Source organism: Mycolicibacterium sp. XJ662, from assembly GCF_053484035.1.
Map to the genome: position 1 here is coordinate 76730 of NZ_JBEFTL010000014.1, position 20532 is coordinate 97261.

Consider the following 20532-nt stretch of genomic DNA (forward strand, 5'->3'; position numbering starts at 1 on the left):
ACGCTTGTATTGTCGGCTGCTCGGCCGTCTGCCCCAACATCGGAAGGCCAACTGGATGCAGAACCGCCAACGGCTCGGCCCACTACCCCCGGGAGTGGTCTCTTTGCCGGGCACCGCGTTGACCGGTGGAAAGACCACCGAGGACATCCCGTTGGGCCTGTGCACCCGCGATCCGGATCGATGGACGATGACGGCCGACGAGGGAGCCAAGGCCATCTGCCGTGCGTGCCCGCGACGCTGGCGGTGCGCGCAGGAGGCGTGCGAGACGCCGGCGGCGGAAGGGATATGGGCCGGCATCCTGATTCCGGAGTCGGGTCGCGCCCGGCGGTTCGCGCTGAGGCAACTACGCTCGCTGGCCGAACTCAACGGCTACCCGGTGCGCCACCGCCGGGACGCGGTCGAACACTCTGCCTGACGTCACGACGCGTTTAGAAATTTCCCATTAGGTCAATTCATCGGCAACCGAGTTGGATCGCCGATGGGAGTACCGATGCGCGGGCGCACCTCCGCACCTTCTGACGACAGAAAGTCCGAGGCATGGACGGAGGCCGTCGCGACGACCGGACTGTTCCTCAACATCGCAGGCGTGATCGCGATCGCGATAGCGCTGGCCAGCTGGACCGTTGGAGACGGAATGTTGGCCCTGGTGTTCGGCTCGATCGCCGCGGTGAGCACCGCGGGCAGCATCTTCTGTTTCGTCAGGCAGTCCGCCCCTGAGCCAGAGGTCGTGTCACCGAGCAGCTAACTCGGCTTCGGCGGGATCGGCGGGACTATAAACCGTCGACATCTGCGCAATGGTCGCGAATTCCCCGCTCAAACGACCCTCCTGCAGAAATCGACGAACGAAAAGTTGTGCGGGCGGGGGGACTCGAACCCCCATGTCCGAAGACAATGGAACCTAAATCCATCGCGTATCCCAATTCCGCCACGCCCGCAGGGCGGTGCCGATCGTACCTCTACGCCTTCGCAGCATCCGGTACCACTTTTCGAACCGATCCGAAGACATCATGACGCGGTTCACCGTCGCGCTCGACAAGCTCGACATCCCCTGGACCCGGTCAAGCAAGTACATCGTGTCCATTTATCGCAAGGCGGCTACCGCGCGGCTCGACGAGTTCGTCGGTCCGAAGGCCGTCGCGGTACCGTTGAACCGTGTCCACTACACGGCGTAGCAGACCGGCGCTCATCGCATTGGTGATCGTCGGCGCCGCCGGCTGCCTGGGCTTGGCGTGGTGGCAGTGGACCCGCTTCGAGTCCACGGCGGGCGATTTCCAGAACCTCGGCTATGCGCTGCAGTGGCCGATGTTCGCCGGGTTCCTCGTCTACGCCTACTTCAAGTTCGTCCGCTACGAAGAGGCCCCGCCGGAACCGGCCAGCCGCGATACCGTCACCGAGATCCCCGCCGGATTGCTGCCCGAACGACGCAAGCCTGAACCCGCCGTCGACGGCGATCCCGCGTTGCGCGAGTACAACGCCTACCTCGCCGAGCTCGCAGAAAAAGACAAGGAACAGCCGACGCCATGACCGAAACACCCGCGCCCACCACGCCGATCGACGCCATCCGCAAGGCGTTGCTGGGCTACCGCATCCTCGCCTGGACGACGGGTATCTGGCTGATCGCGCTGTGCTACGAGATGGTGATGAAGTACGTCTACCACGTCGAGGGCCTGAACTGGATCGCTGTCGTGCACGGCTGGGTGTACTTCGTCTATCTGCTCTTCACCGCCAACCTTGCGGTGAAGGTGCGCTGGCCGATCGCCAAGACCATCGGCGTGCTGCTGGCCGGCACCATCCCGCTGGTCGGCATCATCGTCGAGCAGGTGCAGACCAAGGAGATCAAGGACCGCTTCGGCTTGTGACCGGCTCCCGCAACTCGGCGGGTTCGCCCACTCCGCCGACGGCTGCGGGGATCAGCACGGCAAGCAGCGCGGCGAGCGCGGCCATGGCGGCGGCGATGACCAGCGCGATGCGCAGGGCGGTCAGCGACGGGTAGGCGTGGCCCGCGACCGATATCGTCATCCCCGCGAGGACCGCGCCCACCACGGCGCTCGAGATCGAGGTCCCCAGCGACCGCGCCAGCGCGTTGATGCCGTTGGCCGCGGCGGTTTCCGAGATCGGCACCGCCGCGTTGATCAGCGCGGGCATCGACGCGAACGCGAACCCCACGCCGATGCTGACCAGCACGTTGAACAGCGACACCTGCCACGCGCTGCCGATCAACACCAAACCGGCCAGATACGACGCGGACACGATGAGGCTGCCGGCGATCAGCGTGAACTTCGGCCCGCGCGCGGCGGCCACCCGAGACGCGATCGGCGCCGAGATCATCATCGCCAGGCCGCCCGGCGCCAGCCACAGACCCGCCTGAAACATGCTCTGGCCCAACCCATAACCGGTTGCCGGCGGTAACTCCAAGACCTGCGGCCCGATCAACGACATCGCGAACAACGCGAAACCCACCGCGATCGACGCCATGTTGGTGCTCAGCACGGGGCGCTTCAACGTGGTGCGCAGGTCGACGATCGGCGCGGCGGTGCGGAACTGCCACAGCCCGAACAGGCCGAAGACGACGATCGACGTGACGAACATCGCCACCGTCGTCGCGCTCGTCCAGCCCCAGTCCCCGCCCTTGGAGATGCCGAGCAGCAACGTCACGAGCCCGACACCGAGGCCGAGCGTGCCGAGCGGGTCGAAGCGGTCGCTCGACGTCGGCGGTATCCGCGGAACCAGCGCCGCGAACAGCACCCCGGACGCGACGCCCAGCGCCGCGGCGAACCAGAACAACGCGTGCCAGTCGAATCGGTCGGCGATGATCGCCGACAGCGGAAGGCCCAGCGCCCCGCCGACGCCCAGCGACGAGCTCATCAGCCCCATCGCGGTTCCGACCCGGTGTGGGGGCACCGATGCGCGCAGCACGCTGATGCCCAGCGGGATGATCGGGATGCCGAAACCCTGCAGTGCGCGGCCGACGATCACCGGAAGCAACGTGCTCGTCGTCGCCGCGATCAACGAACCGGCCGTCAGGATGACTGCGCAGAGCAGAAGGATCGGCCTGGGGCCGTACATGTCGCCGAGCCGGCCGAACACCGGGGTCGCCACCGACGCGGTGAGCAGCGTCGCGGTGATCACCCATGATGCGTTCGCGGCGTTGGTGTGCAGCAGCGCCGGTAGTTCGGGGATCAGCGGGATCACCAGGGTCTGCATCAGCGACACGCTGATGCCGGCGGCCGCGAGCACGGCGACGACGATCGCCGGGTGACGGGTGCGTGTGCCGTCGACGCCTGAGGTAGCGAGACGGCTGCGCATCTCGGGGATGCTACCGATTAGGTCGGCTATACAAAATTTGCGTGGTCAGCCCGGGTCAGGCGCCTCCGGCCTCATCCGGGCCGCGAATGTGCATTTTGATCCGCGCACCGCGGCGTGTTGCGGATGAAACCGCACGCTCGCACGTCCGTCCCGACCCCTTCAGCCGGCCAGTCCGCGCAGCGCCGGCAGCAGCGCGGTCAACGCCCGGCCGCGATGCGACGCGGCGTCCTTCTCCGCCGGGCTCAGCTCGGCGGCGGTGCGCGTCGAGCCGGCGGGTAGGAACACCGGGTCGTAGCCGAAGCCGCCGTCGCCGCGGGGCTCGCGCGCGATGCTGCCGGGCCAGGTCCCACGTACGACGGTCTCCCCCGCGGCGTGCACCAGCGCGCACGCCGATACGAACGCCGCACCGCGCCGCCCGTCGGGCACGTCGCGCAACTGCGCCAGCAGCAACGCGGTGTTGGCTCGGTCCTTTTCGGCGGCATCGCCGGCCGCGCCCGACCACCGCGCCGACAGCACCCCCGGCATCCCGTTCAACGCGTCGACTTCCAGCCCGGAGTCATCGGCGACCGTGGCCAGCCCGGTGGCCCGAAAAGCGTCGCGCGCCTTGGCCAGTGCATTCTCTTCGAACGTCGCGCCGGTCTCCGGCGCCTCGTCGAAGGGCGCCACGTCGTCCAGGGACAGCAAGGTCAACCCGGACACCCCGGCGGCGTCGAGCACCCGGTGCAGTTCGGCCAGCTTCTTGCGGTTGCGGCTGGCCACCAGCAGCGAGGTCAGCTTCCGAACGCCTTCTTCGGCGGCTCCGCAGCTTCGGGCAGCTCCCCCGGATAAGGCAATTCCAGTGCTTGGCGCTGGATTTCAAAGATCTGCTCGCAGGCCGCCATCGCGGCGTCGAGCATCTTGTCCAGCGTCGAGCGTGGGAACGTCGCGCCTTCGCCGGTGCCCTGGATCTCCACGAGCGTTCCGGTGTCGGTGGCGACGACGTTCATGTCGACCTCGGCGCGGGAGTCCTCGGTGTAGGGCAGGTCGACGCGGATGCGACCGTCGACGACGCCGACGCTGACCGCCGCGATCGCGCACGACAGCGGCCGCGGGTCCGACAGCTTGCCGGCCGCCGACAGGTAGGTCACCGCATCGGCCAGCGCCACGTAGGCGCCGGTGATCGCGGCGGTTCGGGTGCCGCCGTCGGCCTGCAGGACGTCGCAGTCGATCGCGATGGTGTTCTCCCCCAGCGCACCCAGGTCGATGCACGCGCGAAGCGACCGGCCGACCAGCCGGCTGATCTCCTGCGTGCGTCCGCCGACGCGGCCCTTGACCGATTCGCGGTCGGAACGTTCGTGGGTGGCGGCGGGCAGCATCGCGTATTCGGCGGTCAGCCAGCCCTGCCCGGTGCCCTTACGCCAGCGCGGCACACCTTCGTTGACGCTGGCGGTGCACATGACGCGGGTTTCGCCGAACTCCACCAGCACCGACCCGGCGGGATGGGTGGTGAAGCCGCGGGTGATGCGCACCGGGCGCAGTTCGTCGTCGCGTCGGCCGTCTTCTCGTGTGGACACGGGCCAACCCTATCGGGTGCCCCCGTCATCGCCGAGAGCGACGTTTTGTCGCGTTCTTCTCGCACTTTCGCGCCCGTTCGTCCCTTCGGGCGAGAAAAACAGGCTCACTTGCGGGGGACGTCGAACGCCTCCCCGCACACCACCGCGTGCACCGGGCCATTGAACTCCGCCTTCGCCTCGCTGATGACGTCCTCGCGCGACGTCCACGGCGGGATATGAGTCAACAACAGCTCGCCGACGCCGGCCTCGGCGGCCGCGCGCCCGGCGTCGGTGCCCGACAGATGCAGGTTGGGTGGGCGGTCCGGGGAATGCGTCCACGACGCCTCGCACAGGAACACATCGGCGTCGCGGGCCAACTCGATCAGCGCGTCGCAGTAGCCGGTGTCCCCGCTGTAGACGAACGTCGCACCGGACGGGTTGGTGAAGCGCAGACCGTAGGACTCGGTCGGGTGGCAGACCAGCTTGGGCACCACGGTCAGCGAGCCGATCGTCACCGGCTGATCGTGCATCCAGTGGCGCACCTCGAAGACATCGGAGAAGTCGTCGATCTCACCGCCCTCCGGCGAGGACGCCGCGCCCAACCGCGCCCACGTGTTCGCCGGCCCGTACAGCACGCCACGCTCCTGGGCCGGGGCCGGGTGGTAGCGCCGCCAGACGAACAACCCGGGAAGGTCAAGGCAGTGGTCGGCGTGCAGATGCGACAGCAGCACGTGCACATCGTTGGGATCGGCGTAACGCTGCAGCGCACCCAGCACACCGCCGCCGAAATCGACGATCAGCGGCGGGGTATCCGGAGCCGTGACCAAGTAACCAGACGCGGGCGAATCAGGTCCGACGACACTGCCGGAGCAACCGAGTACGGTGATTCGCACGTCTTCTAGCTTGCCATGCCCGTCACGCAATTGACGAAGACATCGCCTGTTTGCGGTTCTTTCTTGCGGTAGATCACTTGGCGGCGCCGACGTGACGTTGAACAGGTCGAACACCGTCCAGTGACGGACCGAGGAACCGGGCGGCAAGTGCGGTGAACGACTCGGGATCACCGGTCGCCTCGAAGATCCGCTGCGCACCCCGGCCGTCCGGATGCTCGCGGTGAGGACGCAGCAAATCCAGTTCGGTGAGCACCCGCAGCAGGTCCTTGGCGGTCTCCTCCGCGCTGGACACCAGCGTCACATGCTCGCCCATCGCCAGCTGGATCAGCCCCGACAGCATCGGATAGTGGGTGCAGCCCAGCACCAAGGTGTCGACCTCGGCGCGTTGCAGCGGCTCGAGGTAACCCTCGGCCAGACCTAATACCTGGCGCCCACTGGTCACGCCCCGCTCGACGAAGTCGACGAACCGCGGACACGCCACCGCGGTCACCTCGGTGTCGCGTGCGGCGCCGAAGGCGTCCTGGTAGGCCCCCGACGCGATGGTCGCCTCGGTGCCGATGACCCCGATGCGGCCGTTGCGGGTCGCGGCGACCGCGCGGCGCACCGCGGGCAGGATCACCTCGACGACGGGCACCGGCGCGTAGCGTTCCCTGGCGTCGCGCAGGCACGCCGCCGACGCGGAGTTGCAGGCGATCACCAACGCCTTCACACCGCGCGCCACCAGGTCGTCGCCGATCGCCAGCGCGTGCGCGCGGATCCGGGGAATGGTCAGCGGCCCGTACGGTCCGTTGGCGGTGTCGCCGACGTAGACGACGTCCTCGTCGGGCAGCTGGTCGATGATCGCGCGGGCCACCGTCAGCCCGCCGACCCCCGAATCGAAGATGCCGACGGGCAGGGCCGCGTCCGCCGAAGGTCCGGTCACGTCAGCCGCGGCGGCTCGACCGGCCGCCGCAGCGCCCGCGCCTTGCGTTCGGGCCCGGACAGCACGTAGGCGGCGATAACGCCGGCGACGGCCCCGCTCAGGTGGCCCTGCCAGGAGACGCCCGGGGTGCCGGGCAGCACGCCGAGCAAAATGCTGCCGTAGAGCAGCAACACGACGACGCCGATGACGATCTCCCAGATCTTGCGGGTGAAGAAGCCGAACACGATCAGAAAAGCGAGCCAGCCGAAGATCAGCCCCGACGCGCCGATGTGGTTGGTCTCGCAGCGCACGTACGGGCAGTAGGTGCCGACGTTGCCGATCAACCAGGTGCCGAAGCCGCCGAGAATCCACACGATCGCGGTGGCGAAAATGAACCGTGACATCCCCGCCAGCGTCATCAGGAATCCAAGGACCAGCGCAGGAATGGAGTTGGCGATCAGGTGATCCCAGTCCGAATGCAGCAGCGGGGCGAACAGGATGCCCACCAGGCCGTCGCCTTCCAGCGGCCGGATGCCGTTGTCGTCCAGGCGATGTCCGGTCAGCGAGTCCCACAGCTCGATCAGCCACAGCAGCACCACGAAGCTGACGATGGTCAGGCCGCCGACCAGCCAGGCGGGGCGCTTCTTGGGCTGCGGGGGTCCGGGCGCGCCGGGGTATCCGCCCGTGCCTGTCATGCCCACAGCTGTCCTTCCAACGCGTCTTCGGCCTCATCCAGGCTACCGGCGTAGGCACCGGTCGACAGATACTTCCAACCCGCGTCGGCGACCACGAACGCGATGTCGGCGCGCTGACCTGACTTGACCGCCTTGGCCGCCATGCCCAGCGCGGCGTGCAGCACCGCGCCGGTCGAGATGCCGGCGAAGATTCCCTCGACCTGCACCAGTTCGCGGGTGCGCTTGACGGCGTCATAGGAGCCGACGGAGAAGCGGGTGGTCAGCACGTCGGGGTCGTAGAGCTCGGGGACGAACCCCTCGTCGATGTTGCGCAGCGCGTACACCCCCTCGCCGTAGCGGGGTTCGGCGGCCACGATCTGCACGCCGGGCACCTGCTCACGCAGATAGCGCCCGGTGCCCATCAGCGTGCCCGTGGTGCCGAGGCCCGCGACGAAGTGGGTGATCTCGGGCAGGTCGGCCAACAGCTCGGGCGCGGTGCCCTCATAGTGCGACAGGGTGTTGGAGGCATTGCCGTACTGGTAGAGCATCACCCACGACGGGTTCTGTCGGGCAAGCTCTTTCGCGTGCGCCACCGCGGTGTTGGAGCCGCCTTCGGCCGGGGAGAAGATGATCTGCGCGCCGTAGAGCTCGAGCAGCTGACGGCGTTCGATCGAGGTGTTCTCGGGCATCACGCAGATCATTCGGTAGCCCTTGAGCAGCGCGGCCATCGCCAACGAAATCCCGGTGTTGCCGCTGGTGGGCTCCAGGATCGTGGCGCCGGGCCGCAGCAGGCCGCCGCGTTCGGCGTCTTCGATCATCCGCAGCGCGGGGCGGTCCTTGATGGAGCCGGTGGGGTTGCGGTCCTCGAGCTTGGCCCACAGCCGCACGTGCGGTGCGCCGTCGGGCTCGTCGTCCCAGCGCGGCGACAGCCGGCGCAGCCCGACCAGCGGGGTGTCACCGAGCGCGTCGAGCAGCGACTCGTAACGGGTCATCGGACGCCCACTGCGCCCCCTGCGACGGCGGGAAGGATAGTCACCGAGTCGCCGTCGGAGATCGAGGTGTCCAGCCCGCCGGAGAACCGCACGTCCTCGTCGTTGACGTAGATGTTGACGAAGCGGTGCAGTTTGCCCGGGTTGTTGGAGTCGACCAGCCGCTCGGCGATGCCGGAGTAGTTCGCCTCGAGGTCGCTGATGACGGCGGCCAGGGTGTCACCGGATGCGGTCACCCGCTTTTCGCCGCCGGTGTGGGGGCGAAGGATGGTCGGGATCGAGACGTTCACGCTCATGGTTTCTCCTCGTACTGCTCGACGATCTTGACGGGTTCCTCGGTGACGACGCCGTCGACGATGCGGTAGCTGCGCAGTTCGTGCGCGTCGGGGTCACGGGTCGACACCAGCACGTAGTGCGCGTCGGGTTCCTGGGCCAGCGAGATGTCGGTGCGACTGGGATAGGCCTCGGTGGCGGTGTGGGAGTGATAGATGACGATCGGGGCCTCGTCGGCCTCTTCCATCGCGCGGTGGACGCGCAACTGCTCCATCGAGTCGAAGCGGTAGAACGTCGGCGAGCGTTCGGCGTTGACCATCGCGATGAACCGCTCGGGACGATCGGAACCTTCCGGTCCGGCGATGATCCCGCACGCCTCGTCGGGGTGGTCGGCGCGGGCATGCGCGACCATGGCGTCGACCAGGTCGGCGCGGATCACCAGCACTGCCGTTCCCTTTCTGCGGGCCCTGTTCGTGGGCGGGTCACCGGAACGCTCCGGGCAACATGTCCCGGTACGTCGGTATTCCGGCCACCGACTCCGCCGCGAGCACACCCGCCAGCACCGCGCGGGCCAGACAGTCCGCGGCGGCCGCCCCGATCGCGGTGATCAGCGGCGTCTCCGGCGACATCGATGCCGGGGTGGTGGGATCCAGCGGTACCTCGACGGCACCGGTGGCCAGTGCAAACACCGTATCGCCATCGAGCGGGGTGTGACACGGGCGGATGGTGCGGGCCAGGCCGTCGTGCGCGGCGACCGCGACGCGCCGGCACCCCGCCTTGCTCAGGACCGCGTCGGTGGCGACGACGGCGATCGTGGTGTTGAGCGGGCTGAACTCCTGGTGCCGGCCGGCGTAGGCGGCGATCTGGTCGGCCGGCGGCGCCACCAAACCGAATTCGTCGATCTGGTCGGCCAGCCACGGCAACCCGGTCGCCGGGTCGACCACGTCACCGGCGGAGTTGACGATCACCACCGCCCCGACGGTCACGCCGGACTCCAGCGTCGTCGACGCCGTACCGACGCCGCCCTTGAGCACACCGGCGCGCGCTCCGGTGCCCGCGCCGACGGTGCCGAGCACGACCTCGGTGCCTGCGCTCTGGGCCGCGGTGTAGCCGAACTCCGGCGTCGGCCGGCACGCCCAACCGCCGACGGGCAGGTCGAAGACCACCGCGGCGGGCACGATCGGCACCACCCCGCCCTCCATCGCCACCCCGCGGCCCTGTTCCTCCAGGAACCGCATCACGCCGTCGGCGCTGGCCAGTCCGAACGCGCTGCCGCCCGACAGCACCACGGCGTCGACGTGGCGCACCGAGTTGCTCGGGTCGAGCAGGTCGGTCTCGCGGGTACCGGGGGCACCGCCGCGCCCGTCGACGGCGCCGACGGTGCCCGGCGGTGCGAGCACCACCGTGGTGCCGCTGGCCCATCCGGACCCGAGCGTGGCGTCGGCGTCGATCTGATGGTGCTGCCCGACGAGGATGCCTGCGACGTCGGTGATCGAACCCGTCACTGTTCTCTCTTTCCGCGAATGGCGCTCATCAACGCGACTTGCCCATGAGCCCGAGGACCAGATATTCCTGCAGCACGGTCAGCCACTGGTACACGTCGAGGTGCCCTGCCATCGGATGGTCGTCGGGCAGCGCGTCGGGTCCGCCCGACGCGACCCCGAGCATCGTGCCCAGTGCCAGCCGCATGTCGTTGACCGCGGCGACCCACGCCTGCGCGTCGTCCTCGGTCAGCTCGAGCTTGCCGCCCGCCTGCGGAACAGTGTCCAGAAGTTGCTGTGCGGCTTGACGTTTCGCGTCGATGATCTCGGGCTCGTGCAGGCTGCGCAACGCGCTGTTGAGGGATTCGGCCGTCCCCGAACCGGCGGGATGGTCGGTCTGGGACCGGTAGAAGTCGGGCAGCAGGCGTTTCATCGTTTCGTCCTGCGGCGGGGTGGAGTTTCCGGTGCGGATACCGGTGATCTGCTCCAATTCATCTGCGGGAGCGGTGGATTGGCGCTCTTCGAGCATGCCGATCATCGAGGTGGCCAGGCTGTGCAGCAACGCGGCCTCATGCGCGGCCAACGCCGAGCGGAACCGCGGGCCGTCGGGAGTCTCGACCCGCTTCCATTTACGCACTGTTCTGTCAGCGGTCCTGTTGCATGGTCGCCCACAAGCCGGCGGCATGGAGTTTGGAGACGTCGACCTCCATCGACTCACGGCTGCCCGCCGACACCACGGCCTTACCTTCGTTGTGCACCTGCAGCATGAGTTTGGTCGCGTGCGGCTCGCTGTAGCCGAACAGCTTCTGGAGAACGTACGTCACATAAGTCATCAGGTTGACCGGGTCGTCCCAGACGATCGTCACCCAAGGGACGTCGGCCGCCTCGTGCGTGGCGACGTCACGCTCCTCGCGGGTTCCCGGTCGAGCCTTGGCCGGCGTAACCATGTTCTTCAGGATAGCCGGGGCATATCGAGGGCCTTTAACTACTACGGTTGCGGTGTGACCCGGCCGGCTGTGGCGTTGTTGACCGACAAGTACGAGCTGACGATGCTCGCGGCCGCCCTGCGCGACGGCACCGCGCACCGCCGCACGACGTTCGAGCTGTTCGCGCGTCGCCTGCCCGAGGGCCGCCGCTACGGCGTGGTCGCAGGCACGGCCCGGTTGGTGCAGGCGTTGGCGCAGTTCAGGTTCGACGACGACGCGCTCGCCGCGCTTTCGGACTTCTGTGACCCCGAGACGCTGGCCTACCTGGCCGACTACCGGTTCAGCGGCGATATCGACGGGTACGGCGAGGGCGAGCTGTACTTCCCGGGTTCGCCGGTGCTCTCGGTGCACGGCACGTTCGGCGAGTGCGTCGTCCTGGAAACCCTGGCGCTGTCGATCTTCAACCACGACAGCGCAATCGCGTCGGCGGCCGCACGCATGGTGTCGGCGGCCGAGGGCCGTTCCCTGATCGAGATGGGCTCACGGCGCACGCATGAGCAAGCCGCCGTCGCCGCCGCGCGGGCGGCCTACCTCGCCGGGTTCACCGCGTCGTCGAACCTGGAGGCGCAGCGCGTCTACGGGGTCCCCGCCGCGGGCACCAGCGCGCACGCGTTCACGTTGCTGTACACGGAAGCCGCCGGGCCTGGTGATGAGCCTCTCGGGCGAAGAACGTCCAAATGGGAGAAGGCGGCGTTTGCGGCGCAGGTCGAGGCGCTCGGGGTGGGCACCACGCTTTTGGTCGACACCTACGACATCACCGCCGGGGTGGCCAACGCCGTCGAGGTGGCCGGCCCCGAACTCGGTGCGGTCCGCATCGACTCCGGCGACCTCGGGGTGCTGGCGCGTCAGGTCCGCGAGCAACTTGACGAACTCGGCGCGCACCGGACCCGCATCGTGGTCTCCGGCGATCTCGACGAGTTCGGTATCGCCGCGCTGCGCGCCGAACCCGTCGACATGTTCGGCGTCGGCACCTCGCTGGTGACCGGGTCGGGCGCGCCGACCGCAGGCATGGTGTACAAGCTCGTCGAGGTCGACGGCATGCCGGTGGAGAAGCGCAGCAGCCACAAGGAATCCCACGGCGGACGCAAACAGGCGACGCGGCTGGCCAAGACCACCGGCACCGTCGTCGAGGAGGTCGTGCACCTGTACGGACAGCCGCCCGCAGACGAGCGGGGGCTGGTCGTGCGGTCGCTCACCGAGGCGCTGGTGCGCGACGGCGAACCGGTCGGCGACCTCGCGCTGGCGACGGCGCGCGAGCGGGTCCGCGGCGGCCTGGAAAGCTTGCCGTGGCACGGTCTGGCGCTGTCCCGCGGCGAACCGGCGATCCCGACCCGCATGGTTCCGCGCACAACTTAGGAGGCACCACGGCAGACGTCACCGACCTGCTGGCCGCGGCCGTGTCCTCGTTGGGCGGCAGCCAGCGCAGCGGTCAGATCGAGATGGCCGAGGCGGTGGCGCGCGCCTTCGAAACCGGTGAGCATCTGGCGGTGCAGGCCGGAACGGGCACCGGCAAATCGTTGGCCTATCTGGTGCCCGCGATCGCGCGTGCCCTCGAGATCGAGGAACCGGTCGTGGTGTCGACGGCGACCATCGCGCTGCAACGCCAACTGGTGGACCGCGACCTGCCCCGGCTGGCGCAGTCGCTGGCCGACGCGCTGCCACGGGCCCCGGAGTTCGCGTTGCTGAAGGGCCGGGGAAACTACCTGTGCCTGAACAAGATTCACAACGGGTCGGCTGCGGCCGAACCCGAAGACCGGCCGCAGGAGGAGCTGTTCGAGCCGATGGCCGCCAGCGCTATGGGCCGCGATGTGCAGCGGCTCATCGCGTGGTCGTCGAACACCGACACCGGTGATCGCGACGAGCTGGCCCCGGGGGTTCCGGACCGGTCGTGGTCGCAGGTCAGCGTTTCGGCGCGGGAGTGCATCGGGGTGTCGCGGTGTCCGTTCGGCACCGACTGCTTTTCCGAGCGGGCGCGCGCCAAGGCCGGACACGCCGATGTCGTCGTCACCAACCACGCGCTGCTGGCCATCGATGCGATCTCCGATGCGGCCGTGCTGCCCGAGCACCGCCTGCTCGTCGTCGACGAGGCACACGAACTGGTCGACCGGGTGACGTCGGTGGCCACCGGTGAATTGTCGGCGACGTCGCTCGGGGTGGCGCAGCGCCGCGCGGCGCGCCTCGTCGACGCCGAACTCACCCAACGGCTGGAGGCGGCGACCGCGACGATCTCGTCGGCGATCCACGACGCCACGCCCGGGCGCATCGACACGCTCGACGACGAGTTGGCGACCTATCTGACCGCGCTGCGCGACGCCGCCCACGGCGTGCGTGCGGCGATCGACACCAGCCCGGCCGACCCGAAGGCCGCGTCGGCGCGCGCGGAGGCGGTCACCGCGCTGACCGACGTCGCCGACACCGCGTCGCGCATCCTCGACTCGTTCGTGCCGGCCATCCCCGACCGCACCGACGTGGTGTGGCTGGCCCACGAGGACAACCGCGGCAACGTGCGCGCGGTGCTGCGGGTGGCGCCGCTGTCGGTGGCAGGGTTGTTGCGCGGCAGGCTTTTCGAGCACTCGACGACCGTGTTGACGTCGGCGACGCTGACGATCGGCGGCACGTTCGACGCGATGGCCGCGGCCTGGGGGCTCGGCGAGGACACCAAGTGGCGCGGGATCGACGTCGGCTCGCCGTTCGAGCACGCCAAGTCGGGCATCCTCTACGTCGCCGCGCACCTGCCGCCGCCGGGGCACCGCGGCAGCGGGGCCGGAGCCGCGGAGTCGGCGACATTCACCAACGCCGAGCAACTCGACGAGATCGCGGCGCTGGTGACCGCGGCCGGCGGGCGCACGCTGGGGTTGTTCTCGTCGATGCGGGCAGCCAAGGCCGCCGCCGAGATCATGCGCGAGCGCCTCGACACCCCGGTGCTGTGCCAGGGTGAGGACACCACGTCGGCGCTGGTGAAGCGGTTCGCCGAGGATCCCGAGACATCGCTGTTCGGCACGTTGTCGCTGTGGCAGGGCGTCGACGTGCCGGGCCCGTCGCTGTCGCTGGTGCTCATCGACCGGATCCCGTTTCCGCGGCCCGACGATCCGTTGCTCACCGCGCGCCAGCGTGCGGTGGCCGCCCGCGGCGGCAACGGGTTCATGGCCATCGCCGCCAGCCACGCCGCGTTGCTGTTGGCCCAGGGCGCGGGCCGGCTGCTGCGCACCGTGGAGGACCGCGGCGTCGTCGCGGTGCTCGACTCGCGGATGGCCACCGCCCGCTACAGCGGCTACCTGCGCGCGTCGCTGCCGCCGTTCTGGGCGACGACCGATCCGACCCGGGTACGCCAGGCGCTGCAACGGTTGCGCGGCGCCTGACCCCTCTCGCGCCGAGATCGACGTATCGCGAAATTCACTCGCACTTTCGCGCCCAAATGTCCCTTCGGGCGGATTCGAGGTATTAGGTATATCGGCATGGGCCGAGGACACCTGGCACGCGCCGTGGTCGCGGCATCTTCGGCGCTGCTGGTCGCGGCATGTACGGCGACCTTGCAGGGCCAACCCGTCTCGGTGTTCGCCGATCCGTTCCGCGTCGCGGGTATGCCGGCGACCGACGGGCCGACCGGGCTGCGGCCCGACGCCGCCGAACCGACCCGCAAGGTCCAGGGCACCGACGGCGGCGACGTCGACGAGCTGGCCCGCCAGGCCGTCAGCGACATCGAGGAGTTCTGGTCCGCCGCCTACCGCGAGCCGCTCGGCGGCGCGTTCCGCCGGGTGAAGGCGCTGATCTCCTGGGACGCCAACGGATTTGACAGCATCGAGTTCTGCGGCGGCGACACCTACGGCCTGGTCAACGCCGGCTTCTGCCACGACGACCGGACCATCGGCTGGGACCGCGGTGAACTGCTGCCCGACCTACAGCACGCCTACGGCGACATGGGCGTCACGATGACCCTCGCCCACGAGTACGGCCACGCCGTGCAGCGGCAGGCGGAGTTGGTCGACGACACCACCCCCACCCTGGTCGCCGAACAGCAGGCCGACTGCCTGGCCGGGGTCTACATGCGCTGGGTGGCCGAGGACCACTCGCCGCGGTTCACCCTGTCCACCGGCGAGGGCCTCAACAATGTGCTGGCCGCGGTGATCGCGTTCCGCGACCCGCTGATGAGCGAGACCGACGCCGAGGCAGGCGTCGACGAGCACGGCTCGGCGTTCGAACGGCTCTCGGCGTTCCAGTTCGGCTTCACCGACGGCGCGGCCGCATGCGCCTCGATCGACATGCGCGAGATCGGCCAGCGCCGAGGCGATCTGCCGGTGCTACTCGACGAGAACGAGACCGGTGAGTGGGAAGTCAGCGAGACCTCGGTGCGTGCGATCATCGACGCGCTGAACATTCTCTTCGAGCCCGCCGACCCGCCGCGGCTGAGCTTTGCGGTCGCCGACTGTCCCGGCACCCGGCCGAGCCCGCCGGTGGCGTACTGCCCGAGCACCAACACCATCGCCGTCGACCTCGACGAGCTGGCGCGGATGGGCACGATAGACGTCACCAGCGGCGGCGACGGGTTGGCCACCGGCGACAACACCGCCTACTCGGTGCTGGTGTCGCGCTACATGCAGGCGATCCAGCACCAGCACGGCGGCGTCGCGCTCGACGACGCCGAGGCCGCGCTGCGCACCGCCTGTCTGACCGGTGTGGCCACCACGATGCTGTCGAATTCGGTCACCACCCCCGACGGCAACACCGTCGCGCTGACCGCGGGCGACGTCGACGAGGCGGTGTCAGGCATCCTCACCAACGGCTTGGTCGCCAGCGACGTCAACGGTGAGTCGGTGCCGTCCGGGTTTTCCCGGATCGACGCGTTCCGCGTCGGGGTACTCGGCGATCAGGACCGCTGCTTCAAACGCTTCTCATGACGGTTGGCTTTGCCCGCGAGCAGACGCGGAATGCCCCCGATTCCTGCCCAACGGGGCCCTTTGCGTCTGCTCGCGCGGCTGAATCTCTAGATGTGTTTGGTCACGCCGTACCAAGCGACGATCGCCTCCGACATCTCGGTGGAGCGCGTCAAGAACGCATACGAGCGGATGAACGACTCGCCTACGCAGCCGTCGATCTTGACGCGGAAGTCGCTCACCATCACCCACGGCTCGGCGCCGGTGAACTCCTTTTTGGTCACCGGAACCACGTTGATCAGACCGGGTTTGAGGCCGACGGTGATACCGCCGCCGATATTGCCGCCGACGCTGGGCAGGACCCCGAGCTCCAGCGGTCCGGCGGCGTCGATACCCAGGATGCCCAGCGACGGGTTGATGCCCGCGGTGCCGGTCAGTGAGACGCCGTTGGACGTGCTCATGTCGATGCCGCAGCCGATCTCGTAGCCGACCTCGAGGGTGCCCTGCGGCGTGCTGCCGTCGTCGGGACCGCTCAGCTTGCCGGTGTAGGTGCCGCCGACCACGTACTCGCGCGACGACAGCGCCGTCGTCAACGGAGGAATCGGGGCCTGGGTCTCATCTTTGGCGCCCAGTTCCAGACGCCAACCGTCGGGGGCTTCTTTCACCACCGGCGGCGTGGACGCGACCGCACCGTCGTCGGGCGGCGGTGGCGCGTCAGGCCCGAGTGCGCCCTCTGGCGGCGGTGCGGCGGGGGCCACGTCGACGACGGGCTCGATCGCCGGTTCGGCCGACGCCGTGGCAGCCGCCAGCCCTCCGAGCAGCCCGCTGATCGCCAGGAAGGTGATGGCACCCCGCAACCCATGTCCAACCGTCACTGCTGAAGTCCTTCGCCACGCGTCGCGGTAATTGACGCACTGGAGGGCAACCTACCTGGGCCGCCGCGGCTGCTGTACGGGTGTCCGGATAACGGCGCGGCATCGGTCTCAGGTCGGCATCCGCAACACGTACCCGGCCTCCAGCGCGATCCAGGGTGCGCCGTCGGGGCCGATCGCCAGCCCGTGTGGCTCGCTGCCCTGCGGGAGGTCGATGACGACGATCTCGCCGTCGCCGCTGACCCTGGCGATCTGATGCGACCCCCGCAGGCTCACCCACACGCCGTCGTCGGGATCGGCCACCACCGCATGCGGTTTACCGGGAAGGTCGATCTCCTGGACCGCGTCGTCAAGCGGGATGCGGCCGAGTTTCTCGGCGCGGATCTCGGTGAACCACACGGCGTCATCGTGGGTTGCGGCAATTCCCACCGGACCCGCCGCGGCAGAGGGCAGTTCGCGTACGGTCAGGCCGTCATGCGGCGACAGCCGACCGATCGCGTTGGCCTGGTTGAGGGTGAACCACAACGCGCTGTCGGGTCCGGTCGTGATCATCGCCGGCGCGCCGCCGACCGCATGCCAATCGGTCACCTGCCCGTCGACCGAAATCCAGCCGACCTCACCGGAGGTCATCGCAGTGAACCACAGCGCTTCGTCGGGACCCGCGGTGATGCCGTACGGGCCGCGGCCCTCGCCGAGCGCAAACGCGCTCAACTCCCCCGCCGTGGTGATCCGGCCGATGTGGTCGTCGCCGGCGCGGGTGAACCACAACGCGCCGTCGGGGCCCGAGGTGATGAGCGACGGGCGACTCTGTACGTCGACGGGGAACACCGTGACCTCACCTGTGGTGGTCACCCGCGCGATCGCGCCCGCGTGCACCAGCGTCACCCACAGCGCACCGTCGGCGCCGAGAGCCAGTGCATAGGGCCCGCCGTCGAGCGGGACCTTCAGCGCGCCCGTCACGCGGAGGTGACGAGGCCGAGTTCGTTGTCGCCGGCCAGCAGCGGGTGGTGGGGCAACACCCGCACCGTGTATCCGACCGGACCGGCGACCGGCAGCGGCGTCGTCGTCGAAAAGACCGCGTTGCCACCGTCGGCCGTGCCGGTGTGCTGCATCGGCACTGTCACCGGATCCACCAGGGTGTTGCTGGCATCGACGCGACCCAGCACCGCCTGCACGGTCACCTCATCGGGTCGCAGGTCGGCGAGTTGCACCTTTGCGGTCAACGTGAGCTCAGACCCGAGCAGCGGGGTGTCGGGCAGCCCGGAGCTGTCGACATCGGTGATCTGGATTTTCGGCCAGGCGTCCTGGGCGCGCCGCCGGTAGTCCGCCAGGTCGCAGGCCGCACCGAACGGTTCACCGTTGGAGTTGGGTTGCACTGTCTTACGCAAGGATTGGGCTGCCGGCGCGTAATACTTCTCGGTGTAGTCGCGAACCATGCGCGACGCCAACACCTTCGGTCCGAGCGCGATCAGCGTGTGGCGCACCATCTCCACCCACCGCATCGGGACGTTGTGCTCGTTGCGGTCGTAGAACTTCGGCGCCACCGCATTCTCGAGCAGATCGTAGAGCGCGGCCGCCTCGAGGTCGTCGCGTCGCTCTTCGTCGGCGAGGCCGTTGGCAGTCGGGATCTCCCAACCGTTTTCGCCGTCGTACCACTCGTCCCACCAGCCGTCGCGGATCGACAGGTTCAGCCCACCGTTGAGCGCGCTCTTCATTCCCGAGGTGCCGCACGCCTCCAGCGGTCGCAGCGGATTGTTCAGCCACACATCGCATCCCCAGTAAAGCTGGCGGGCCATCGACATGTCGTAGTCGGGCAGAAACGCGATGCGGTGCCGCACCTCGGGCCGGTCGGCGAATTTGACCACCTGCTGGATCAGCGCCTTACCGCCCTCGTCGGCTGGGTGCGACTTGCCCGCCACGATCAGCTGGATCGGGCGCTGCTCGTCGAGCAGCAACCGCTCCAGGCGTTCGGGGTCGCGCAGCATCAGCGTCAGCCGCTTATACGTGGGAACCCGCCGGGCGAACCCGATGGTCAGCACTTCGGGGTCGAACGCCGTTGCGATCCAACCGAGTTCGGCATCGGCCGCACCGCGTTCGGCCCACGACCGACGCAGCCGCACCCGCACGTCCTCGACCAGCTGGTTGCGCAGTTGCGAGCGGATCCACCACATATGCCCGGGATCGACCTGATGCAGCCGCTCCCACACCTCGGGCTCCCACACCGCGGGCTCACCACGCGAGCCGGCGCCGATCAGTTCGCGACCCAACTCCAGCCACTGAGGCGCCGCCCACGTCGGGGCGTGCACGCCGTTGGTGATCGAGCCGATCGGCACCTCGGCAGGGTCGAACCCCGGCCACAGCGCGTTGAACATGTGGCGGCTGACCTTGCCGTGCAGCAGCGATACGCCGTTGGCCCGCTGGGCCAGCCGCAGACCCATGTGGGCCATGTTGAACTTCGCCGGGTCCTCCTCGGTGCCGAACGCGACGATGCGGTCCAGCGGGACTCCGGGCAGCAGCCGCGAGGGCGGCCCACTGGCCGGCTGCCCGTCGTGCGCGGGCGCATCGGCGCCACCGCCGAAGTAGCGCCTGACCATTTCCACCGGGAACCGGTCGATGCCCGCGGGCACCGGTGTGTGGGTGGTGAACACCGTCGACGAACGCACCACCGTCAACGCGGTGTCGAAGTCCAGCCCGGCGTCGATCAGCTCGCGGATCCGCTCAGCGCCGAGAAACCCAGCATGTCCCTCGTTCATGTGGAACACCTCGGGGGCGGGACGACCCTCCAGCTCGATGAACGCCCGGATCGCCCGCACTCCGCCGATGCCGGCCAGAATCTCCTGCTTGATGCGGTGTTCCTGGTCTCCGCCATAGAGCCGGTCGGTCACCGCGCGCAATCCGTGTTCGTTGGCCGGGATGTCGGAATCCAAGAGCAGCAACGGAATCCGGCCAACCTGAGCGACCCAGACCCGGGCGCGCAGCTGGGCGTCTTCGGGCATCGCCAGCTCCACGAGCACGGGCTTGCCGCTGCGGTCGGTCAGCTGTCGAAGCGGAAGGCCCTGCGGGTCCAGCGACGGATAGCTCTCGTGCTGCCAGCCGTCGGCGGTCAACGACTGCCGGAAGTAGCCCGAGCGGTACAACAGCCCCACCGCGATCAGCGGAAGGCCCAGATCGGAGGCCGACTTGAGATGGTCCCCGGCCAGGATGCCCAGGCCGCCGGAGTAGTTCGGCAGCACCTCGGCCACGCCGAACTCCATCGAGAAGTACGCGATGCCGTTGGGCAGTTCGGCGCCGTGTTGGAGCTGCTGCTGGTACCACAGCGGGCGGGTCAGGTAGTCGTCGAGATCGGCGACGAGCCCGTCGAGGCGACCCAGAAACGACTCGTCGACCGCCAGCTCATCGAGTCGCTTCGGGCTCACCTGCCCCAGCAGCGCGACCGGGTCGCAGCCGACCTGCCGCCACAGGTCCTCGTCGATGGTGGCGAACAGGTCCTGCGTGGGTTTGTCCCACGTCCAGCGCAGGTTGATGGACAGCCGTTCGAGCGCGGCCATTCGGTCGGGAAGGTGGGCGCGCACGGTGAACCGTCTCAGGGCTTTCACGCGAGTAGACATTACTGATCTTTCGCAGCGGCGCAGTCTGGAACCCTGCTCGCTTCGGCGCGGGGGGTTGGGCTGCGCATTACGGTGGGTATAGGGCGGCAGAGGGTACTCACGAGGCTGTTACGCACAGGGCCGCGACAACGTTAAGGAGTGGTGGG

The 20532-nt window shown here is 68.9% G+C and carries 23 protein-coding genes and 1 tRNA gene; 8 read left to right on the forward strand and 16 right to left on the reverse strand.

The features are described from left to right. Nucleotides 1–55: 55 nt before the first annotated feature. The gene (locus ABQE93_RS25365) at nt 56–415 is read left to right on the forward strand and encodes a WhiB family transcriptional regulator (RefSeq protein WP_448411561.1); all 360 of its coding nucleotides are present in this window, start codon (nt 56–58) and stop codon (nt 413–415) included. A gap of 63 nt (nt 416–478) precedes the next feature. Further along, nucleotides 479–745, forward strand: coding sequence for a hypothetical protein (locus ABQE93_RS25370; protein WP_448411562.1), 267 nt, complete (start codon nt 479–481; stop codon nt 743–745). A 108-nt stretch (nt 746–853) separates the two neighbouring features. On the opposite strand, the gene ABQE93_RS25375 is transcribed toward ABQE93_RS25370, so the two are convergent. Further along, nucleotides 854–935, reverse strand: a tRNA-Leu gene (locus ABQE93_RS25375). Between the two features lie 72 nt (nt 936–1007). On the opposite strand from ABQE93_RS25375, the gene ABQE93_RS25380 reads away from it, so the two are divergent. Genes ABQE93_RS25380 through ABQE93_RS25390 form a run of 3 tightly spaced genes read left to right on the forward strand, consistent with a single transcriptional unit; the run spans nt 1008 to nt 1859 of the window. Beyond that, nucleotides 1008–1172 (forward strand): hypothetical protein, encoded by a 165-nt coding sequence (locus tag ABQE93_RS25380; RefSeq protein ID WP_448411564.1) that lies wholly within the window; start codon nt 1008–1010, stop codon nt 1170–1172. Next, nucleotides 1153–1524 carry a hypothetical protein gene (locus tag ABQE93_RS25385; protein WP_448411566.1) on the forward strand — a complete coding sequence of 124 codons (372 nt, stop codon included), beginning with the start codon at nt 1153–1155 and terminating at the stop codon, nt 1522–1524. Before ABQE93_RS25380 ends, ABQE93_RS25385 begins: the two co-directional genes overlap by 20 nt. Beyond that, nucleotides 1521–1859, forward strand: a complete 339-nt coding sequence (locus tag ABQE93_RS25390; protein WP_448394894.1) for a DUF3817 domain-containing protein — start codon at nt 1521–1523, stop codon at nt 1857–1859. Before ABQE93_RS25385 ends, ABQE93_RS25390 begins: the two co-directional genes overlap by 4 nt. Here the strand turns inward: ABQE93_RS25390 and ABQE93_RS25395 are convergent. From ABQE93_RS25395 to clpS, 12 genes are all read right to left on the reverse strand, one after another. Then, nucleotides 1837–3306, reverse strand: a complete 1470-nt coding sequence (locus ABQE93_RS25395; RefSeq protein ID WP_448411568.1) for an MFS transporter — start codon at nt 3304–3306, stop codon at nt 1837–1839. The genes ABQE93_RS25390 and ABQE93_RS25395 overlap by 23 nt on opposite strands. Before the next feature lie 159 nt (nt 3307–3465). Then, nucleotides 3466–4080, reverse strand: coding sequence for an RdgB/HAM1 family non-canonical purine NTP pyrophosphatase (gene rdgB / locus ABQE93_RS25400; protein ID WP_448411638.1), 615 nt, complete (start codon nt 4078–4080; stop codon nt 3466–3468). After that, a complete protein-coding gene (gene rph / locus ABQE93_RS25405) occupies nt 4077–4859 on the reverse strand; it encodes a ribonuclease PH (protein ID WP_448411570.1) in 783 nt (260 codons plus the stop codon). Before rph ends, rdgB begins: the two co-directional genes overlap by 4 nt. Before the next feature lie 104 nt (nt 4860–4963). Continuing rightward, complete coding sequence (locus ABQE93_RS25410) at nt 4964–5731, reverse strand: cyclic nucleotide-degrading phosphodiesterase (protein ID WP_448411572.1); 768 nt, start codon at nt 5729–5731, stop codon at nt 4964–4966. Nucleotides 5732–5804: 73 nt separating this feature from the next. Continuing rightward, entirely contained in the window at nt 5805–6653 is an 849-nt protein-coding gene (murI, locus tag ABQE93_RS25415; RefSeq protein WP_448411574.1) for a glutamate racemase, read from the reverse strand. Continuing rightward, on the reverse strand, nt 6650–7327 hold the full coding sequence (locus ABQE93_RS25420) for a rhomboid family intramembrane serine protease (RefSeq protein WP_448411576.1): 678 nt from the start codon (nt 7325–7327) through the stop codon (nt 6650–6652). The genes murI and ABQE93_RS25420 overlap by 4 nt, the downstream gene beginning before the upstream one ends. Next, nucleotides 7324–8298 carry a cysteine synthase gene (locus ABQE93_RS25425; RefSeq protein ID WP_448411578.1) on the reverse strand — a complete coding sequence of 325 codons (975 nt, stop codon included), beginning with the start codon at nt 8296–8298 and terminating at the stop codon, nt 7324–7326. The genes ABQE93_RS25420 and ABQE93_RS25425 overlap by 4 nt, the downstream gene beginning before the upstream one ends. Beyond that, the gene (locus ABQE93_RS25430; protein ID WP_448411579.1) at nt 8295–8591 is read right to left on the reverse strand and encodes a MoaD/ThiS family protein; all 297 of its coding nucleotides are present in this window, start codon (nt 8589–8591) and stop codon (nt 8295–8297) included. Before ABQE93_RS25430 ends, ABQE93_RS25425 begins: the two co-directional genes overlap by 4 nt. Continuing rightward, nucleotides 8588–9013: a M67 family metallopeptidase gene (locus ABQE93_RS25435; RefSeq protein ID WP_448411581.1), complete on the reverse strand. Its 426-nt coding sequence runs from the start codon at nt 9011–9013 to the stop codon at nt 8588–8590. The genes ABQE93_RS25430 and ABQE93_RS25435 overlap by 4 nt, the downstream gene beginning before the upstream one ends. Before the next feature lie 37 nt (nt 9014–9050). After that, the gene (locus tag ABQE93_RS25440; protein WP_448411583.1) at nt 9051–10073 is read right to left on the reverse strand and encodes a P1 family peptidase; all 1023 of its coding nucleotides are present in this window, start codon (nt 10071–10073) and stop codon (nt 9051–9053) included. Nucleotides 10074–10101: 28 nt separating this feature from the next. Then, nucleotides 10102–10686: an oxidative stress transcriptional regulator AosR gene (gene aosR, locus ABQE93_RS25445; protein ID WP_448411585.1), complete on the reverse strand. Its 585-nt coding sequence runs from the start codon at nt 10684–10686 to the stop codon at nt 10102–10104. A 7-nt stretch (nt 10687–10693) separates the two neighbouring features. Next, on the reverse strand, nt 10694–10996 hold the full coding sequence (gene clpS, locus ABQE93_RS25450) for an ATP-dependent Clp protease adapter ClpS (protein WP_448394903.1): 303 nt from the start codon (nt 10994–10996) through the stop codon (nt 10694–10696). Between the two features lie 54 nt (nt 10997–11050). Here clpS and ABQE93_RS25455 point away from each other — a divergent pair, with 54 nt between their 5' ends. The 3 genes from ABQE93_RS25455 to ABQE93_RS25465 all read left to right on the forward strand — a co-directional run bounded on the left by ABQE93_RS25455 (nt 11051) and on the right by ABQE93_RS25465 (nt 15930). Next, nucleotides 11051–12391 carry a nicotinate phosphoribosyltransferase gene (locus ABQE93_RS25455; RefSeq protein WP_448411587.1) on the forward strand — a complete coding sequence of 447 codons (1341 nt, stop codon included), beginning with the start codon at nt 11051–11053 and terminating at the stop codon, nt 12389–12391. A gap of 26 nt (nt 12392–12417) precedes the next feature. Next, nucleotides 12418–14394 carry an ATP-dependent DNA helicase gene (locus ABQE93_RS25460; RefSeq protein WP_448411639.1) on the forward strand — a complete coding sequence of 659 codons (1977 nt, stop codon included), beginning with the start codon at nt 12418–12420 and terminating at the stop codon, nt 14392–14394. Nucleotides 14395–14490: 96 nt separating this feature from the next. Beyond that, a complete protein-coding gene (locus ABQE93_RS25465) occupies nt 14491–15930 on the forward strand; it encodes a neutral zinc metallopeptidase (RefSeq protein ID WP_448411589.1) in 1440 nt (479 codons plus the stop codon). 86 nt (nt 15931–16016) lie between these two features. Here ABQE93_RS25465 and ABQE93_RS25470 read toward each other — a convergent pair whose 3' ends face one another. The 3 genes from ABQE93_RS25470 to glgP form a co-directional block, all read right to left on the reverse strand. Beyond that, nucleotides 16017–16781, reverse strand: coding sequence for an MspA family porin (locus tag ABQE93_RS25470; protein ID WP_448411591.1), 765 nt, complete (start codon nt 16779–16781; stop codon nt 16017–16019). 108 nt (nt 16782–16889) lie between these two features. Then, entirely contained in the window at nt 16890–17738 is an 849-nt protein-coding gene (locus ABQE93_RS25475; protein WP_448411592.1) for a Vgb family protein, read from the reverse strand. Further along, nucleotides 17735–20374 (reverse strand): alpha-glucan family phosphorylase, encoded by a 2640-nt coding sequence (gene glgP, locus ABQE93_RS25480; protein WP_448411594.1) that lies wholly within the window; start codon nt 20372–20374, stop codon nt 17735–17737. The genes ABQE93_RS25475 and glgP overlap by 4 nt, the downstream gene beginning before the upstream one ends. Nucleotides 20375–20532: the final 158 nt, after the last annotated feature.

What these genes read in the sequence shown, in the direction of transcription:
- ABQE93_RS25365 (WP_448411561.1), top strand. Translation starts at nt 56, where the DNA reads ATGCAGAACCGCCAACGGCTCGGCCCACTACCCCCGGGAGTGGTCTCT.
- ABQE93_RS25370 (WP_448411562.1), top strand. Translation starts at nt 479, where the DNA reads ATGGGAGTACCGATGCGCGGGCGCACCTCCGCACCTTCTGACGACAGA.
- ABQE93_RS25380 (WP_448411564.1), top strand. Translation starts at nt 1,008, where the DNA reads ATGACGCGGTTCACCGTCGCGCTCGACAAGCTCGACATCCCCTGGACC.
- ABQE93_RS25390 (WP_448394894.1), top strand. Translation starts at nt 1,521, where the DNA reads ATGACCGAAACACCCGCGCCCACCACGCCGATCGACGCCATCCGCAAG.
- ABQE93_RS25395 (WP_448411568.1), bottom strand. Translation starts at nt 3,306, where the DNA reads ATGCGCAGCCGTCTCGCTACCTCAGGCGTCGACGGCACACGCACCCGT.
- ABQE93_RS25420 (WP_448411576.1), bottom strand. Translation starts at nt 7,327, where the DNA reads ATGACAGGCACGGGCGGATACCCCGGCGCGCCCGGACCCCCGCAGCCC.
- ABQE93_RS25425 (WP_448411578.1), bottom strand. Translation starts at nt 8,298, where the DNA reads ATGACCCGTTACGAGTCGCTGCTCGACGCGCTCGGTGACACCCCGCTG.
- ABQE93_RS25430 (WP_448411579.1), bottom strand. Translation starts at nt 8,591, where the DNA reads ATGAGCGTGAACGTCTCGATCCCGACCATCCTTCGCCCCCACACCGGC.
- clpS (WP_448394903.1), bottom strand. Translation starts at nt 10,996, where the DNA reads ATGGTTACGCCGGCCAAGGCTCGACCGGGAACCCGCGAGGAGCGTGAC.
- ABQE93_RS25465 (WP_448411589.1), top strand. Translation starts at nt 14,491, where the DNA reads ATGGGCCGAGGACACCTGGCACGCGCCGTGGTCGCGGCATCTTCGGCG.